The organism is Idiomarina sp. OT37-5b (assembly GCF_002968395.1).
Lineage (GTDB): Bacteria > Pseudomonadota > Gammaproteobacteria > Enterobacterales > Alteromonadaceae > Idiomarina > Idiomarina aquatica.
This window is the reverse complement of the sequence record NZ_CP027188.1, coordinates 1,190,901-1,204,928: the sequence shown is the minus strand read 5'-3', so window position 1 is coordinate 1,204,928 and position 14,028 is coordinate 1,190,901. Positions and strand designations below refer to the sequence as shown.

Genomic DNA, 14,028 nt, shown 5'->3' with positions numbered 1-14,028 from the left:
TGATTAACTGTTGATTCCATTCTTAAGTGATGACCGCGACCACGTTTACCCTGCGACATCGGCAATAACCATTTAACTAAATATCGTATTAGACAAGTGGCAATAAGTTGCGCTTCGGCAATTAGGTTCAGGCGGTCGACAACTGGGGTTCAGGCTGATTCTACAACCGCGCCTGGTCGAGAAATTCCCACAAATAGCAGGCCAAATAGCTGCGGTACGGCGCCGCCCGCTCGGGGATAACGAGGATGTCCCGCTCTTTCAGTAAGCCGATGGCTTTACGCAACGAGCTGTCCTGAATGGGGAATAAATCGTGGTGGGCGAAGTGAAACATCGCCAGAATCGACGCCGACCAGGGGCCGACGCCTTTGATCGCGGTCACTTCGTTAAGCAGCGCGCTGGTCGGCAGGTTTTGCCAGTTGTCCATCTGCTGCGGGTATTGCTGGTAATAAGCTTCGATAGCGCCGATGGTGGTGGCTTTACTGCGGCTCATACCGCATTCCAGCAACAGTTCATACGGCAATTGTGCCAGCCGGCAACCGAGCTCGTTGGCGCGGTCCTCGGCACGTTTTATCAGCGTGCGCGACACCGCCAGCGACAACATCTGGCGGATGACGATACGCGGCAGCGCCTCAACCGGGTGCGAGCCGGATGGCGTCAATACCGGTTGCAGCGGTACTTCCAGCATCAACAGTTCGATACCAGCCTGGGTATCAATCAGATGTTGGCGGATCTGCTCGGCGCTGGCGTTCATGGGCTTAAGCAAACACCGTAAAGGACTGTCGACTGATCGCCAGCAGTTCGCCGTCTTCCCGCCAGAGACCGGCGCGGCTGTGACCGTAACCGTCGGCGGCGTGTTCGATAAAGGCTTCGTACTGATACCAGTCGTGAGTGTTAAACGTGCTTAGGTCTTTATCCGGGAACTCGATGGTCCAGGTCAGTGACGACGCCGGTGCCGGTTGTTTCAGGTGCGGCAATACGGCCGGTGGCCAGGCATCGACCAGCGCAATAATCGCGGCGGTAGTCAGCGTTTCCTGTTCATGCCGGAAGCGGATCCAACCGCCGAAGGTACGTCCCGGCTGACCGCTGAACGGCATGCCGCCGGAGGTGATGCGGTAGTCATAGTTTTTGGCAAACTCCGGTACGATCTCGGCATCCGGCAGACCCGGACCGTCGTTAACGGTTTTAAGATCCGGTGCGCGCTCGCCGTCCACGTGCACTTGTGAAGCGCGGGCTTTGCCCAGACTGGCCAGTGCTGACAACATCACGTCGCCCTGCTGTTTGAGCTCGACAGCGACCTGAATCACCGACGAACCCTGTCGCAGTATGCGGTAACTGAGGGTTGCACTGCCCGGTGCCGCCGGTGCCACAAAGGAGATGCTCATGCTGCGCAGATGGTATTCAGCCGCAAACTGACGCAACAAAAACTGTGCGGCCAGCGCGGCACTAAAACCGCCGAAGAACGCTCTTCCCTGCGCCCAGCCTTGCGGTAACTCAATGTCCTGATGGTTTTGGTTGGCCTTAATTAAAGCCAGGGTTTGATGAAACTGCATCTGACGTCCCTATAAAACAAGCGTTTGAATTAGCTGTTGAGAATACCAATGATCACCATAATTACAAAGGATACGGCCAACAATATCAGATAGACAACACCGGACAGCATGAACTTAAACACCGTCATGCCCCAGCCCTGCTGATAGAAGTGCTTTTGTGTCAGCACAATATAGAGCACCAGCCACAGCAGCAGGCCGTTGGTTATCCAGTCGCCAAGCTCGCCCAGCCAGCTCCAGATTTCCATGCTCAGCAGCGGTGTGGTGAGGCTGCTGACGATGGTCACCAGCATCAGCATCAACAGGATAAAGGCGTGGGTGTGCAACGCGACGGTCAGATGTTCGAGGTAATAACGGTGACCGAACAGATAGATAAATTTTAACACCAGCGCCCAGAACGGCAGCATCAGCAGCATCATCTGCGGCGTCATCGACACCAGTTTTTGAGACAACTGCGCCGGGTTTTCGAGTAAATACTGCATTTTGGCTTCGAGTTCGGCTTTTTCCGCTTCGTCCATCCATGGCACCGTCATATCGCCGAGACTGACCGTCGGCGGCTTCACTTCGCCGTTTTCGTCAATCAGAGGTTTGATCGGGTTGGGCAGGTTTTGGTCGAGATCGTCCTGTACTTGTGCCAGCACTTCTTTGTCCTGCGGCTGCGCGCCCCGGAATTCAAAGTCGATCAGCGAGGTGAGCACCATGAAGGAGATCAGTGAGATAAAAAAGTACAGTCGCAGTGGCGGTACGTAAGACGCATGCCGGCCGCGCACAAATTCCAGCGATAAAAAGGCGGGTTTAAACAATAACCCGGTCAAAGTGCGGTAAAAGCGGGAATCCCAGTGCCCTATTTCTCCAAACAGGTCGCCAACCACGGCGAAGATACTACGGATGTATTGTTTGTCTTGTTGCCCGCAGCGGTGACAATACTCGCCCTGCAGCTCGGTATCGCAGTTTTTGCATAGATGTTGGTTGGTCAGCAACGGGGTTTCGGTGCTCATGATAAATTCCATTTTTTTAATGGAATATACCAGCAAACTGAGATTTGTCGAACCCTTGGGGTTTTCATTGAGCTGCCATTTTGCGACAACTGAAAACAAAAAGGCCCGCTCGATGAGCGGGCCTTTTTGTTTTGAATTTGGCGGAGAGGGAGGGATTCGAACCCCCGGTGGGTATGAACCCACGCCTGATTTCAAGTCAGGTGCATTCAACCGGACTCTGCCACCTCTCCGAATTGTCTTGCTGTTGGGGCTTGCCCCTCAAGACGAAGCGAATATTAAAGGGCTGAGATTCGCTTGTAAAGTAAAAATTGAAACAAAATTGCAGTTTTTGGTTCGTTTGGCGATGAAATAAACAAACCGATCGATATTCCACCAGAATACGTATTACCGGATAGCAAAAAGCCTTGATTTAACTACCCAACGCCCCTATTAGTGCGGTAGTATCAGTTACAGTAAATTCATTTACTCATAAGAAACTTTTTAACGGATAAAAAGTCTTATAAGCAGTCGTTAAACACGGAGACAACTATGAACGATCGCAGTCAGATGTATGTCGGTCAAGAGACGTCGACACTGGCCGTCAACAAGGTACTACGTAACACATACTCATTGCTGGCAATGACACTGGCGTTCAGTGCCGTTACAGCAACCATCAGCACGATGATGAATTTGCCTTATCCAGGCTTCTTTATCACCATCATTGCTTACTTTGGTTTGTTGTTTGGTATTCACAAAACCAAAGACAGTGGTATGGGTATCGTACTGACCTTCGCGTTGACAGGCTTCCTGGGTTACACCTTAGGTCCGTTGCTGAACATGGCGCTGTCCATGCCCGGCGGCGGTGAGATGGTGGCGACCGCGTTGGGCGGTACCGCGCTGACCTTCTTTGCGACTTCAGCGTATGTGCTGACCACGAAGAAGGATATGTCGAAGTTAGGCGGTTTGATTACTGCCGGTATCATCATGGTGTTTGTCGCGATGATCGCTAACTTCTTCTTCCAGATGCCTGCGCTGCAGTTGGCGTTGTCGGCGTTAATGATTCCATTAATGGCGATGCTGATCATGTGGCAAACCAGCGACATCATTCACGGTGGTGAGCGTAACTACATCATGGCTACGGTAACCTTGTATGTTTCGCTTTATAACCTGTTTGTAAACTTGCTAACATTACTGATGGCGTTTGGTGGCGGCGACGATTAATCGTCGGTTAAACCGAAGTATCGAACGCCCCGCACTGCGGGGCGTTTTTGTTTCTGCGCAGATTTTTCGTTTTAACGGGACGATACCGTGACAACACTTTGTATTATGTTGCAGCACAGCATTGCACAACCGCAGTTTAGCCGTCGGGCGCTGCGTTTTTGTCGGCAGGCTCTACAGCAGGGGCACCGCATTGAGTGCGTGTTTTTTTACCGCCAGGCGGTGGATCATGCTGCCCAATCTGACGATGCCGACACCCGTGAGGTGCAACAGCAATGGCAACAGTTTGCCCGACAGCACGATGTGGCGCTGGTGGCCTGCCATACGGTGGCTGAACGGCTGAACATTGGCGAGTTTGCCGAGGGCTTTGAGGATTCGGGGTTAACCGCGTTGGTTCAGGCGATGGCCAACGCCGACCGCACCCTTCAGTTTTAACCCCAGCCGTTTTAACAAACGCACGTTAACAGAGGCCTGAAGCGAACATCATGAGCAAACGAACCGCTATTTTACAAACCCGCGCCGACGGCGACACCGCCACCGAGGCGCTGGACGTTGCGCTGGCACTGGCCAGCCTGGATCAGCCGGTGCAACTGATTTTAACCGCAGCCGCCTGTGCGGCGCTGCAAACCGGTCCGGTCAAACGCTACGGCATGCTTGAGTTGTTGGACGCCGAACCTATCCTGCTGTGTTGCGACGATCCGGCGGTTGCCACCGAACTCGACGTTGAGCATTTGTCTCCGGCGCAGTTGCGCGCGCACTTATCCACTTTTGATGAGGTTTTGCAGTTTTCATGATATTGCACTGGATCCGCCAAACGTCACTGCAGCAGTGGCTGCAACAACAGCCGACCTTGCCCGGCACTGACGATGCGCTGCTGCTCACCGATGCGGCGTTACAACAACTGCCGGCAACAACACCCACCTCACTGCCGGTGTACGCCCTGGCTGAAGAAACCAGTGAGCTGTCGCTGCCGGACTATGTGCAGCGCATCGATGACGCCCAATGGCTGCGTCTCGTGCTAAACTACCCCCAACAAATCACCTGGTAACAGCGGAACGTCCGTAACGATGATTGAGTTTAATGGTCAGCAGTACGAAACCGACAAACATAATTACCTTGCCAGCCTCGATGACTGGAGTGAGCCGCTGGCGTTGCACATCGCCGAACTGGAAGGCATCGAAATGAGCGATGCCCACTGGGAAGTGGTCTACTTTGTGCAAAACTTCTATAAAGAGTTTGATACCAGCCCGGCCATGCGGGTGCTGGTTAAGGCGATGAAAAAACAGTTGGGCGAGGATAAGGGCAACAGCCGCTATCTGTACAAGCTGTTCCCGAAAGGTCCGGCTAAGCAGGCAACCCGCATTGCCGGACTGCCAAAACCGGCCAAGTGTATTTGATCACGCTCATTTAATTCGCTTTACCCCGGGCCGCGAGATCGCTTAAATTATCGACAAAGGGAATCGTTAATGAGGTCGGTATGGCGGACAAGCGGTCAGTGCACAGCTGGCACAGTGCCTCTACAGAAGCGGTTTGCGCGCAACTGCAAACCGGTGATCAGGGGTTAACCCCACAGCAGGCCCGTCAGCGCCTTGCTGAACACGGCGACAACGAGATCCCCCAAGCGGCCCGGCGCAGTGCGCTCGGCCGCTTTTTACTGCAATTTCATAACGTCCTGATTTATGTGCTGATGGGCTGCGCGCTGATTACCGCGGCGCTCGCGCACTGGATCGATACCGTTGTTATCCTCGCCGTTGTCATCGCCAACGCCGTCATCGGCTTTTTTCAGGAAGGCAAAGCCGAGCAGGCACTGGACGCCATCCGCCATATGCTGGCACCGCAGGCGACGGTGATCCGTGGCGGTCAACGGCAACGCATTGACGGCGCGCATCTGGTGCCGGGCGATCTGGTGCTGCTGGAAGCCGGTGACAAAGTGCCGGCCGATCTGCGACTGCTGAGCGCGCATAACTTAAGAATTCAGGAAGCGGTGTTAACCGGCGAGTCGGTGGCGGTTGAAAAATCCGCCGATGCGGTGGCGGCGGATGCGGCGCTGGGCGACCGAGCCAGTATGGCGTTTTCCGGCACCTTGGTCACCAACGGCCAGGCCCGGGGCGTGGTGGTCGCAACCGGTGTTAACACCGAAATCGGTAAAATCTCCGGCATGATAGCGCAAGTCGAAACGCTCACCACACCGCTGGTGCAGCAAATGGGGGTGTTTTCCAAATGGCTGACGTTACTAATTCTTAGCGTCGCGGCCGCCCTGCTCGGCTTTGGCTATTACGTGGCGGATTACGGCTTTACTGAGATGTTTATGGTGGTGGTCGGGCTGTCGGTGGCGGCCATTCCCGAGGGGCTGCCGGCGGTATTAACCATTACTCTCGCCATTGGGGTACAGGCGATGGCCCGGCGGAACGCCATTGTCCGCCGGCTGCCGGCCATTGAAACCCTGGGTTCGGTGTCGGTTATCTGTACCGATAAAACCGGTACCCTCACCCGCAACGAAATGATGGTCACCACGGTGGTCACCCGTCACAGCCATTACCGGGTCAGCGGCAACGGTTATCAGCCCGAAGGACAGGTTCACGGCGATAACGCCAGCGCCGACCAGGACGACGATTTGCACACCCTGGGCATCGCCGCGCTGCTGTGCAACGAAGCGGAGCTGCGCCATCAACAGGGTCAGTGGCAGGTTCAGGGCGATCCGATGGAAGGCGCGCTGCTGGCGCTGGCCGGTAAGTTAGGCGGCGCCGAGCGCAGCGATTACCCGCGCCTGGATGTGATCCCCTTTGATGCAGAATCGCGCTACATGGCAAGCCTTAACACCGCGGCGGATGCTGACAGCGGTGCTGCACCGATGCTGTACGTGAAAGGCGCCCCGGAGCAACTGTTTACGATGGCGGCGCTGGATGCTGAGGCGCTGGATTACTGGCATCGCCAGGCTGAGGACATTGCCGCCCGTGGCCAGCGGGTACTGGCGTTTGCGGTAAAACCGCTACCCGATGCGACATTGCCCCTGCAGCCCGGGCAGTTTAACGGCTCCCTGCGCCTGCTGGGGCTGGTTGGGCTGATTGATCCACCCCGTCAAGAAGCCATTGACGCCATTGCTGAGTGCCGTTCAGCGGGTATTCGGGTAAAAATGATCACCGGTGATCACACCAAAACCGCAGCCGCCATTGGTGCACAAATTGGGCTTAGCAACAGCGACAAGGTGCTGACCGGTGCCGATATTGATGACCTCAGTGACAGCGAACTGCAACAGGCCGCGATTGACTGTGACATTTTTGCCCGCACCAGCCCGCAGCATAAACTGCGGCTGGTGACGGCGTTGCAGGCGCGCGGCATGACGGTGGCGATGACCGGTGATGGCGTTAACGATGCGCCGGCGCTGAAGCGAGCGGACGCCGGCATAGCGATGGGCCTGAGCGGTAGCGAGGCGGCCAAGGAAGCGGCGGATCTGGTGCTGGCCGATGATAATTTTGCCTCCATCGTTCACGCTGTGCGCGAAGGCCGTACCGTTTATGACAACCTGAAAAAGGTCATCAGTTGGACTCTGCCGACCAACGCCGGTGAGGCTCTGACCATTATTGCGGCGTTACTGGCCGGGATGACGTTGCCGGTAACGGCGGTGCAGATCCTCTGGATTAATCTGGTCACGGCGGCCACGCTGGGGATTGCGCTGGCGTTCGAACCGAGCGAGAAACATACCATGGCACGGCCACCGCGGGCGCGCTATGAACCTCTGCTGGACGGGGCGCTGGTATGGCACATTGTGCTGGTGTCGGTGTTGTTTTTGATCGGTGTCTTTGGCATTTACGATTACGCCGTGCAACGCGGTTATTCGCTGGAGCTGGCCCGCACCATGGCGTTGAATACTCTGGTGGTGATGGAAATTTTCCACCTGTTCTTTATTCGCAATATCTACAGCAGCTCACTGAACTGGCGGGCGCTGAAAGGCACTAAAGTGGTCTGGGGGGTGGTGATTCTGGTAACCCTGGCGCAATTTGCGGTCACTTATCTGCCGCCACTGCAACGCTGGTTTGCCACCGAAGCGGTGCCCTTTACCGACGGTTTGCTGATTGTTGCGGTGGGCATGGCGCTGTTCGCCATCATCGAGCTGGAAAAACAAGCCCGCCTGGCGTTAACCAAACGCGGCGGGCTTAAGCGCACGGCGGATTAAGGAACCAGTTTGTCGATACCGCCCATGTAAGGTTTTAGCGCTTCCGGGATGACCACAGAGCCATCGGCTTGCTGATAGTTCTCCAATACCGCCACCAGTGCACGGCCAACCGCCAGACCGGAGCCGTTCAGTGTGTGCAGCAACTCGGGCTTTTTCTGGCCTTTACGGCGGAAACGGGCCTGCATGCGGCGCGCCTGAAAATCGCCCATGTTCGAACAAGAGCTGATCTCACGGTAGGTGTTCTGCGCCGGTAGCCACACTTCCAGATCGTAGGTTTTGGTGGCGCCAAAGCCCATATCCCCGGTGCACAGCAGCACTTTACGGTACGGCAGTTCAAGTTTCTGCAATACCATTTCGGCGTGGCCGGTCAACTGCTCCAGCGCGTCCATGGAATCTTCCGGTTTGGTCATCCACACCAGCTCGACTTTATCAAACTGGTGCTGACGGATAAGGCCACGGGTGTCTCGACCATGGGAACCGGCTTCACTGCGGAAACACGGTGTGTGCGCGGTGAACTTGTACGGCAACGTTTCTTCGTCGACGATTTCGTCGCGCAGCATGTTGGTCAATGGCACTTCCGCGGTCGGGATCAGTGACATGGGCACCTGATCCTGTGACTCACCCTCGATGTGGAATAAGTCTTTACCAAATTTTGGCAACTGCCCGGTCCCATACAGTGAATCGTGATTGACCATGTACGGCACATAAGTTTCGCTGTAGCCGTGCTGCTCGGTGTGGAGGTCCAGCATAAACTGGGTCAGCGCACGGTGCAGACGGGCCATACCACCGCGCATCACCACAAAGCGGGCGCCGGTGAGTTTGGCGGCGGTTTCAAAATCAAGGCCGCGCGACAGGCCATCGGCCACGTCAACGTGGTCCTTAACCTCAAAATCAAACGACCGGGGCTTGCCCCAGCGGCTGATTTCTTCGTTCTCGTCCTCATCGGCGCCGACAGGTACGCCGTCAGCCGGTAAGTTCGGTACGCCCATGATGATGTCCTGCAACTGCTGTTGCACGACTTTCAGTTCCTCTTTAGCGGCATCCAGCTGCGAGCCCAGGTCGCTGACCGCGTCCAGTAACGGTTGAATATCCTCGCCGGCCGCTTTGGCTTTACCGATGGCTTTGGAGCGACTGTTACGTTCCGCCTGCAATTGCTCGGTGCGTACCTGAATTTCTTTACGCTGCTGCTCGAGCTTTTGCAAGCTGTCCACATCCAGCTCAAAGCCGCGTGTTTTTAGTCGTTCAGCGGTCTGTTCTAATTCTTCGCGGAAGTATTTCGCGTCTAGCATGAGTGTCCTACTTAACTGAGATATTCAACAAACTGTTCATTAACACCACCGCCAGTGCCACAGCGGCGATACACAAAATCATATTCAGGCCGGCGTGCAACAAGGCTTTATTGAGTTCGCCCTGGGTTAACATCGCCACCACCTCCACCGAGAAGGTCGAGAAGGTGGTAAAGGCGCCCAGCACACCAACACCGAGGAATAACCGCCAACTTTCGGCGACGGACTGTTGTTGCGAATAGGCAAATAACAGCCCCAGTAAAAACGAGCCCAATATGTTAACGGTCAACGTCGCAAAAGGGAACCGCGCGGCATAATTCATTAGCGCCAGACTGACACCGTAACGGGCTCCGGCGCCAACGGCACCGCCGGCGGCGACCAGTAACAGCGCACTAATGTGCGTCATCGTCCCGTCCCCGCGCCCATGGGCTGCGTTCGTCCAGTGACTGCAAACGCAGCAGTTTTTCTTTTATTTTGATTTCCAGCCCGCGCTCGTTGGGCTGATAAAAACGGCTGTCCGCCAGTTCATCCGGCAAATACTGTTCACCGGCCACATAGGCATTGGGGTAGTCGTGGGCGTAGCGGTAATCCTGACCGTAGCCCTGATCCTTGTGCACCTGAGTCGGCGCGTTGCGCAAATGCTCGGGTACCGGCGCATCGCCGTGTTCTTTGGCAGCCCGCAGCGCCTGCTTAAAGGCATTGTAAACGGCGTTACTTTTCGCGGCACAGGCGCAGTAGATGGTTGCCTGTGCAATCGCCCGCTCGCCCTCTGCCGGCCCCACCCGGTGATAGGTATCCCAGGCGTTCAGCGCCAATTGCATGGCGCGCGGATCGGCATTACCGATGTCTTCGGAGGCGATCGCCAGTAACCGTCGCGCAATAATTAACGGGTCACCGCCGCCGACCAACAACCGTGCATACCAGTACAGCGCACCGTCCGGTGACGAGCCGCGCACCGATTTATGAAACGCCGACAGAATGTCGTAATAATGGTCGCCCTGGTGATCAAAGGCGGTGGCTTTCTCGCCGATGGCATCGGTGACCAGCTCGACACCGACCTCATGTTGATCCAGTGGCAGGTAATCGGCCACCACTTCCAGGTAGTTGAGTAACCGCCGCGCATCGCCGCCGGCTAAATCCAGCAGCCGTGCCTGCGCTTGCGGTTGCAACTGTATCCCGCGCTTGCCAAGGCCGTACTCGCTGTCACTGAGGGCGCGCTGCAGCAGTTGCAGCAAATCGTCGTTACTGAGGCTTTGCAGGCGGTACACACGGGCGCGTGACAACAACGCGTTGTTCAGTTCAAAACCGGGGTTTTCGGTGGTGGCACCGATAAACACCACGGTACCGTCTTCGATGTGCGGTAAAAACGCGTCCTGCTGGCTTTTGTTAAAGCGATGCACTTCGTCAACAAACAACAGCGTACGACGCCCCTGCTGCTGCGCCCGCTGTTTGGCCTCGTCGATGGCCAGGCGAATGTCTTTAACGCCGGAGGTTACCGCACTTAAGCGGCTGACCGAGGCATTGGCGTGGTGGGCGATCAGCTCCGCCAGCGTGGTTTTGCCGGTACCCGGCGGTCCCCACAAAATCATCGAATGCAGATGACCTTGCTCTATCGCGACGCGCAGCGGTTTACCGACCGCCAGTAGATGTTGCTGACCGACGTACTGGTCCAGGTTTTGCGCGCGCATACGCGCCGCCAATGGCTGAAAATCGGGTTTGAAATCGAGATCCAGGCTAGCGTTGGTCATCCACATCCACCCCGGCGGGGACGTCAAAGGTAAATAAACTCTGTTCGAGAGCGGGATTCACCACAACCTCACTGAGCTGCAGCTCGATCACATCGCCGCCTGGCTGCTGCAGACCGATGCGGCTTAAGGTTTCGTCGTTAAAGCTTAAACGCAGTTCACTGCCCCCCGCGTCGGCGGTGACCAGATACTGGTTTGGCTCAGGTTCCTGCACGCTGTAACCCTGCCACTGCTCGTCACTGCCGGTCAGCAATAACAGCATTGGACTGTTTGCCGCCGCGTCCTGCTGTTGGTACAACGACACCTGCTCAACGAACGGGTTGTAGTACCAAACCGTGTCACCGGAGGCGACCATCAGGGTGTCGTCCGGCGGGTTGGTCTGCCAGCGCATTTTGTTGGGTCGCTGGATTGCCAGTTCGCCGCTGAGTTGCTGCAATAACTCACCGTTATCGGCGGTTACCTGCTGCTCGAATTTGGCGGTCAGGCTGTTCATCTGCTCCAGTTTTTGCTGCAGTTCCTGCTTGGCGTTGTCTGCGGCGGCTGATACCGGCAGCGCCACCAGCAGGCCGGCTGCAAGCATCCAGGTAGATACGGCTTTATACATCCTTCATCCTTCTTTGGGGTTATCGTACCGGCGGCGGTGCCAGCACATCGCGCTGACCGTTGTTGCCCGCCGTAGATACGACACCACTCATTTCCATTTGTTCGACGATACGTGCCGCACGATTATAACCGATGCGGAATTTACGCTGTACGCTGGACACGGACACCCGCTGCGATTCAGTCACAAAAGCCACCGCCTCGTCATAGAGCGGATCTGATTCGCCGTCTTCGTCTTCACTCTGCTCACCCGGCAACAGCGCGTCTTCGCCCTGGTCGCCGGACAAAATTTCGTCCAGATAATTCGGTTTGCCGCGTTTTTTCCAGTCGGCGACGACCGCATGGACTTCGTGGTCGTCGACAAAGGCACCGTGTACCCGCACCGGTGAGCCACTGCCCGGCGGCAGATACAGCATGTCGCCCTGCCCCAGCAGCTGATCCGCGCCCGGTTGATCCAAAATGGTCCGGGAATCGACTTTCGACGACACCTGGAACGCAATCCGCGTCGGGATATTGGCTTTGATCAAACCGGTGATAACGTCCACCGATGGTCGCTGCGTCGCTAAAATCAGGTGGATACCCGCGGCCCGCGCTTTTTGCGCAATCCGGGCAATCAGTTCTTCCACTTTTTTGCCGACGATCATCATCATATCGGCAAATTCGTCGATAACGACGACAATATTCGGCAGTTTATCCAGCTCCGGTGGCAACTCGTCCATCGAGTCGCCCGGTTTCCAGATGGGGTCTCGCAACGGTTTGCCTTCCGCTTTCGCGGCGGCCACTTTGGCGTTATAACCCTTGAGGTTACGCACGCCCAATGCTGACATCAGTTTGTAGCGACGCTCCATTTCACCGACACACCAACGCAGCGCATTGGCGGCGTCTTTCATATCGGTGACCACTTCGGTCAGCAAATGCGGAATGCCCTCATAAACCGACAGTTCGAGCATTTTCGGGTCGATCATGATCAGCCGCACGTCTTCCGGTGTGCTTTTGTACAACAGGCTGAGGATCATCACGTTAACCCCGACCGATTTACCGGAGCCGGTGGTACCGGCCACCAGCAGGTGCGGCATTTTGGCCAGATCCACCACCACCGAACCGCCGGCAATGTTTTTACCGAGAATCATGGTCAGCGGTGAAGTGCTGTTCTGGAAGGCATCACAGTTAATGACTTCGCTGAGCTGCACAATCTCGCGGTGTTTATTCGGCAACTCAAGGCCAACGTAGGATTTGCCCGGGATAACTTCGACCACCCGCACCGCGACCGCAGACAGCGTCCGCGCGATGTCTTTGGCGAGGTTAGAAATTTTCGACACTTTCACACCCGGTGCCAGATCCAGTTCAAAACGGGTGATCACCGGCCCCGGCTGTACGTGTGCAACGGTCACATCAACACCAAAGTCTTTCAGTACCGTTTCTACCGTGCGCGACACCTGATCCAGCTCTTCCTGAGTGATCGGGTTTTCTTTCTTGTTCGGTCGGTCGAGCAATTCAATCGACGGCAATGGCGGCAGCGTTTCAGCTTGCTCATTATCGTCGCTTTGCGCGGTGGCTTTTTCGCTGACCGTTAACGCGGTCGACGACGGCTGACTGACCTGCTGCTTGCGTTCGGCGGCCTGCTTGGAGAAGCGCGGTGGTTCGGGTTCGTCTTCTGCTAACGGATTAATGGACGGTAAATCCAGCGTCGGTTCGGCTTTATCGTCGGCGTGCTCGTTTTTACCGAACAGGCCTTCCAAATCGATTTTCGGCTCGTCCGCCCGGCCCTGCTCGTCGCTTTCAATGGCCAGCACGCTGTCATCCGGCTCCGCCCGTTGCGACGGTTGTTCGGTTTGTTGTTGCGGCTCGCTGTCGCCGCGCTGAGTCCAGGTGGTGCGGATTTTTTCAACCAGCCACAATACGCCGTTGATGCTCCACTCACCCAGCTTATCCGCCACCTGTAACCAACTGATGCCGGTAACCAGGGTCAGCCCGGTTGCCAGAAAAGTCAGCAATAACAAGGTTGAGCCGACAAAGTTCAGATACGGCAACAGCGATGATGCGATGACGTCGCCGAAGATGCCACCGGCTGAGAAGTAATAAATGTCGTCAAAGTTAATCGACGATAGCGCCGACGCGCCAATCAGTGTGAGTAACGCCCCCACCAACCGCAGGCTGACCGCAAGGTAATCCAGTTCCAGCAGACGATGGGTCTGACGGAACAGCAGATAGCCCAGCCCGGCAAAGGCAAACGGAATAAGGTAAGCAACAAAGCCGAAGGTAAACAGCAACACGTCTGCCGTCCACGCGCCAACGGCACCACCGGCGTTATGGATGGCGCCCTCAAAGCCTGTTTGCGACCAACTGGGATCGGCCGGATTAAAGCTTACCAGCGACAAGAAAATAAAAATCGCCAGCGCTCCGCTGATCAGTAACCCTGCTTCAAGTAATCGTTGTACACCTGTCATTGCGCGTATCGTGTGTCCTGTTTTTATCGTTATA

General features: G+C 56.1%; 14 protein-coding genes and 1 tRNA gene. 6 read left to right on the top strand and 9 right to left on the bottom strand.

The genetic code is table 11. The features are described 5' to 3' along the window. Positions 1-160: 160 nt before the first annotated feature. The 4 genes from C5610_RS05590 to C5610_RS05575 form a co-directional block, all read right to left on the bottom strand. A complete protein-coding gene (locus tag C5610_RS05590) occupies positions 161-751 on the bottom strand; it encodes a DNA-3-methyladenine glycosylase family protein (RefSeq protein WP_105306309.1) in 591 nt (196 codons plus the stop codon). A gap of 4 nt (positions 752-755) precedes the next feature. Further along, positions 756-1,550, bottom strand: coding sequence for a thioesterase family protein (locus C5610_RS05585; RefSeq protein WP_105306308.1), 795 nt, complete (start codon positions 1,548-1,550; stop codon positions 756-758). Positions 1,551-1,579: 29 nt separating this feature from the next. Continuing rightward, positions 1,580-2,545, bottom strand: coding sequence for a DUF3667 domain-containing protein (locus tag C5610_RS05580; RefSeq protein ID WP_158682662.1), 966 nt, complete (start codon positions 2,543-2,545; stop codon positions 1,580-1,582). Positions 2,546-2,683: 138 nt separating this feature from the next. Next, positions 2,684-2,775 (bottom strand) — tRNA-Ser (locus C5610_RS05575). A gap of 298 nt (positions 2,776-3,073) precedes the next feature. On the opposite strand from C5610_RS05575, the gene C5610_RS05570 reads away from it, so the two are divergent. From C5610_RS05570 to C5610_RS05545, 6 genes are all read left to right on the top strand, one after another. After that, complete coding sequence (locus C5610_RS05570) at positions 3,074-3,745, top strand: Bax inhibitor-1/YccA family protein (protein ID WP_105306306.1); 672 nt, start codon at positions 3,074-3,076, stop codon at positions 3,743-3,745. Between the two features lie 87 nt (positions 3,746-3,832). Continuing rightward, the gene (gene tusD, locus C5610_RS05565) at positions 3,833-4,177 is read left to right on the top strand and encodes a sulfurtransferase complex subunit TusD (protein WP_105306305.1); all 345 of its coding nucleotides are present in this window, start codon (positions 3,833-3,835) and stop codon (positions 4,175-4,177) included. Between the two features lie 50 nt (positions 4,178-4,227). Further along, positions 4,228-4,536: a hypothetical protein gene (locus C5610_RS05560; protein WP_241970500.1), complete on the top strand. Its 309-nt coding sequence runs from the start codon at positions 4,228-4,230 to the stop codon at positions 4,534-4,536. Continuing rightward, on the top strand, positions 4,533-4,790 hold the full coding sequence (locus C5610_RS05555) for a hypothetical protein (protein WP_105306303.1): 258 nt from the start codon (positions 4,533-4,535) through the stop codon (positions 4,788-4,790). Before C5610_RS05560 ends, C5610_RS05555 begins: the two co-directional genes overlap by 4 nt. 19 nt (positions 4,791-4,809) lie before the next feature. Beyond that, entirely contained in the window at positions 4,810-5,139 is a 330-nt protein-coding gene (locus tag C5610_RS05550; protein ID WP_105306302.1) for a TusE/DsrC/DsvC family sulfur relay protein, read from the top strand. Between the two features lie 80 nt (positions 5,140-5,219). Further along, positions 5,220-7,916, top strand: coding sequence for a cation-transporting P-type ATPase (locus tag C5610_RS05545; RefSeq protein ID WP_105306301.1), 2,697 nt, complete (start codon positions 5,220-5,222; stop codon positions 7,914-7,916). Here C5610_RS05545 and serS read toward each other — a convergent pair. Genes serS through C5610_RS05520 form a run of 5 tightly spaced genes read right to left on the bottom strand, consistent with a single transcriptional unit; the run spans position 7,913 to position 13,994 of the window. Beyond that, positions 7,913-9,205: a serine--tRNA ligase gene (gene serS / locus C5610_RS05540; RefSeq protein ID WP_105306300.1), complete on the bottom strand. Its 1,293-nt coding sequence runs from the start codon at positions 9,203-9,205 to the stop codon at positions 7,913-7,915. The two genes, C5610_RS05545 and serS, sit on opposite strands and share 4 nt — an antisense overlap. 7 nt (positions 9,206-9,212) lie before the next feature. Then, on the bottom strand, positions 9,213-9,599 hold the full coding sequence (gene crcB, locus C5610_RS05535) for a fluoride efflux transporter CrcB (RefSeq protein WP_105307709.1): 387 nt from the start codon (positions 9,597-9,599) through the stop codon (positions 9,213-9,215). Next, entirely contained in the window at positions 9,595-10,950 is a 1,356-nt protein-coding gene (locus tag C5610_RS05530) for a replication-associated recombination protein A (RefSeq protein ID WP_105307708.1), read from the bottom strand. Before C5610_RS05530 ends, crcB begins: the two co-directional genes overlap by 5 nt. Beyond that, positions 10,937-11,551: an outer membrane lipoprotein chaperone LolA gene (gene lolA, locus C5610_RS05525; RefSeq protein WP_105306299.1), complete on the bottom strand. Its 615-nt coding sequence runs from the start codon at positions 11,549-11,551 to the stop codon at positions 10,937-10,939. Before lolA ends, C5610_RS05530 begins: the two co-directional genes overlap by 14 nt. A 19-nt stretch (positions 11,552-11,570) precedes the next feature. Continuing rightward, positions 11,571-13,994, bottom strand: coding sequence for a DNA translocase FtsK (locus tag C5610_RS05520; RefSeq protein WP_105306298.1), 2,424 nt, complete (start codon positions 13,992-13,994; stop codon positions 11,571-11,573). Positions 13,995-14,028 lie beyond the last annotated feature (34 nt).

Coding starts and splice junctions, on each gene's coding strand:
- C5610_RS05550 (WP_105306302.1), top strand. CDS start 4,810: ATGATTGAGTTTAATGGTCAGCAGTACGAAACCGACAAACATAATTAC.
- C5610_RS05570 (WP_105306306.1), top strand. CDS start 3,074: ATGAACGATCGCAGTCAGATGTATGTCGGTCAAGAGACGTCGACACTG.
- C5610_RS05555 (WP_105306303.1), top strand. CDS start 4,533: ATGATATTGCACTGGATCCGCCAAACGTCACTGCAGCAGTGGCTGCAA.
- C5610_RS05520 (WP_105306298.1), bottom strand. CDS start 13,994: ATGACAGGTGTACAACGATTACTTGAAGCAGGGTTACTGATCAGCGGA.
- C5610_RS05545 (WP_105306301.1), top strand. CDS start 5,220: ATGGCGGACAAGCGGTCAGTGCACAGCTGGCACAGTGCCTCTACAGAA.
- C5610_RS05585 (WP_105306308.1), bottom strand. CDS start 1,550: ATGCAGTTTCATCAAACCCTGGCTTTAATTAAGGCCAACCAAAACCAT.
- serS (WP_105306300.1), bottom strand. CDS start 9,205: ATGCTAGACGCGAAATACTTCCGCGAAGAATTAGAACAGACCGCTGAA.
- C5610_RS05530 (WP_105307708.1), bottom strand. CDS start 10,950: ATGACCAACGCTAGCCTGGATCTCGATTTCAAACCCGATTTTCAGCCA.
- C5610_RS05560 (WP_241970500.1), top strand. CDS start 4,228: ATGAGCAAACGAACCGCTATTTTACAAACCCGCGCCGACGGCGACACC.
- C5610_RS05590 (WP_105306309.1), bottom strand. CDS start 751: ATGAACGCCAGCGCCGAGCAGATCCGCCAACATCTGATTGATACCCAG.
- C5610_RS05580 (WP_158682662.1), bottom strand. CDS start 2,545: ATGAGCACCGAAACCCCGTTGCTGACCAACCAACATCTATGCAAAAAC.
- lolA (WP_105306299.1), bottom strand. CDS start 11,551: ATGTATAAAGCCGTATCTACCTGGATGCTTGCAGCCGGCCTGCTGGTG.